The following is a 1,898-nucleotide window of genomic DNA, read 5'->3' on the forward strand; positions in this document are numbered from 1 at the left end:
GGTCGGTCGGGGGCGGGCGGGGACTGTCAGCGTTCGGGTGTGGCCGCGCCCGGCGGTCCAGGCGAGGAAGTCACCGACGTCGTCGGGCGGACGGGGCGCCGCTGGTCAGCCAGAGGTCGACGGTGTGCTGGTCGAGCTCGGCGAGGGTGGTGCCGCGGTCGTGCAGCCAGGCGAGGAACGCGATCGTGACGTGGACGAGTTGGCTGGCGCGGGCGGTCACCGTCCGGGGGCGGCGGGAGTGTTCCGCGCGGGCGCGGAGTCGGCGCAGGACCCGCCAGGTGGTGTAGGCGGTTGCGACACGCCGGTGTTCGGGCGGTTCGACGTCTGCGAGCCGGCGGGCCAGGCGCTGTTCGGCGCGGGCGAGTGCCTCGTCGCGTGCCGGGAGTACCTGGTGGGCGACGAGCAGGGTGCGCAGGTAGTCGGCGGCGCCGCGGCGGGGATGGGTGTCGAGCGCGTCGTGGCTGGTGGGCAGCCGGCCGGCGGCCAGGTCGGCAAGCAGGCCGCTGGCCGCGCCGGTGCGCAGCCAGTTCAACGCGGTGTAGGGGTTCGGGGTCGCGCGGATCGCCTCGGCCACGGCGGCGAGGTGGGCCGGGACCTGCCCGTCGTCGGCGGCGAGAGCAGCACGGTCGTGCGGCGTCGCAGGGAGCAGGTCGCGCAGCGGCCGGCCTCGAACAGCTTGTCCTCGAGGCCGCAGCCGGCGCAGCGGTGGGTGACCGGCAGGCCGGCGCAGTCGGCGCAGGTCGTGGCGCCGACGCCGGGGGGATGGACGAGGCGGCGGGTCTGGCCGCAGGACGCGCAGGTGCCGCGGTGGCGCAGCGCCGCCGTGTAGCACGGGTCGCAGACCGGCCCCTCGGGCCAGCGGACGGCCGGTGGCCGGGTGGCGCCGCAGCGGGCGCACGGCAGCGCGCGCCGTGGCGTGCACGTCTGGCAGAGCGGGGCGTTGCTGCTGGCGAACGTGCAGGGCCGCCGCCGCCCGCAGACCGAGCAGACCGCCTCCGGGAGTGTGAAGCAGTTCACGCAGATGTCGGGCTGGTCGTCGTGCGCGCGCCGCGCGATGCGGCGCACCGTGCCGCACACACCGCAGCGGCGTTGGGCCCGGTCCGCGCAGCGCGCGCAGACCGGCTGGCCCCGCGGGTCGCGGCCGGCGACCGGTTTGATGATCCCGCAGCGCGCGCAGGCGGTTGCCCGGGCCCGGTTGTGGCAGCGCGAGCACAGCCCCTGCCCGTCGTCCTGGCGGGTCAGCGGACGGCCGGTCGCGCCGCAGCGCACGCAGGTCGGCACCGGCAGCGCGCCACCGGCCGCGATCAGAGTCCCGACGAGCCGTCCGACCGCCGGTGGCGCGCCGACGCTCAGCGCAGCCGGGTCCGTGGCCAGAGCGTCGGCCAGGTGCCGCAGGCTCGCGCCGCTGACCGCGCCCACCGCCGCGGCGATCACGTCGGCCGGTAGGGCCGGGCCGGCGGCCGCCACCGCCGCGGTCACCGCCACCCGGCCGGCCGCCACCTTCTCGAGCCAAGACGCCCGGGGGCCGGTCATGACCCGGTCCCCGGGCCGGGGACGGCGGTGATCTCGGCGCGCCGGGGCCGCAACGGCATCACGACCGGCAAGGACACCGCCCGCGGCGCCGTCGTGTCCGACGGTGCCGTGTCCGACGGTGCCGTGGCCGACGGTGCCGTGTCCGACGGTGCCGCGGGCGCACCGGGGCCGGCGGTGCCGCGGGCGCACCGGGGCCGGCGGTGCCGCGGGCGCACCGGGGCCGGCGGCGCGCCGGGGCCGGCCCCGGTAGGGCTCGACGAGGTCTGTGGGCGCGCAGCCGAGGATGTCGCAGAGCGCGGCGAGCGTCACCAGCGACAGCCGCTCCGGGACGCCGGTCACCAGCCGGTAGACCTGCTCGCGCGAAA

2 protein-coding genes are annotated in these 1,898 nt (G+C 78.3%); both read right to left on the reverse strand.

All coding sequences use genetic code 11. The features are described from left to right. Window positions 1–70: 70 nt before the first annotated feature. Window positions 71–574 carry a hypothetical protein gene (locus AC08OO_RS19160; RefSeq protein ID WP_476618839.1) on the reverse strand — a complete coding sequence of 168 codons (504 nt, stop codon included), beginning with the start codon at window positions 572–574 and terminating at the stop codon, window positions 71–73. Continuing rightward, a partial coding sequence (locus tag AC08OO_RS19165; RefSeq protein ID WP_476618840.1) for a helix-turn-helix domain-containing protein occupies window positions 529–1,898 on the reverse strand: 1,370 nt, incomplete at its 5' end. The genes AC08OO_RS19160 and AC08OO_RS19165, both read right to left, overlap by 46 nt.

The organism is Frankia sp. CeCAU1, from assembly GCF_977971845.1.